Origin of the sequence: Serratia silvae (assembly GCF_023282985.1) — a bacterium.
Taxonomy (GTDB): Bacteria; Pseudomonadota; Gammaproteobacteria; order Enterobacterales; family Enterobacteriaceae; genus Chania; species Chania silvae.
Genome location: NZ_JAGQDC010000067.1, coordinates 1 through 285 on the forward strand (window position 1 = coordinate 1; position 285 = coordinate 285).

The window sequence follows — 285 nt, forward strand, 5'->3', positions numbered from 1 at the left end:
TGGCAATGGTGTGTGAAGTTGCTCAATTGCGCGATGATCTGACCATTGTCGCGATGTCGGCGACTGTTGATAGTTCCGGGTGGGCAGCTTTTCTCGGCGGTGTTGAGCCGGCGCCGGTTGTCGAGGTGGCCTCCGCTCTGCATGAACTCGAGGTGGAGTGGGCACCGGCAGCTGGTGCTGCTGTGGAATCTCGGGGAGTGAGTCGCGAATTTCTCGGCCATCTTGGCACTGTGACCGTTGACGCGCTTGATCGCCACACTGAAGGGTCGGCACTTGTTTTTGTTC

At 58.6% G+C, this 285-nt stretch carries 1 protein-coding gene; it reads left to right on the forward strand.

Translation table 11 applies throughout. The features are described 5' to 3' along the window. Window positions 1-285: hypothetical protein (locus tag KAJ71_RS23260; RefSeq protein WP_248947794.1), on the forward strand; the 285-nt coding region annotated here is incomplete at both ends.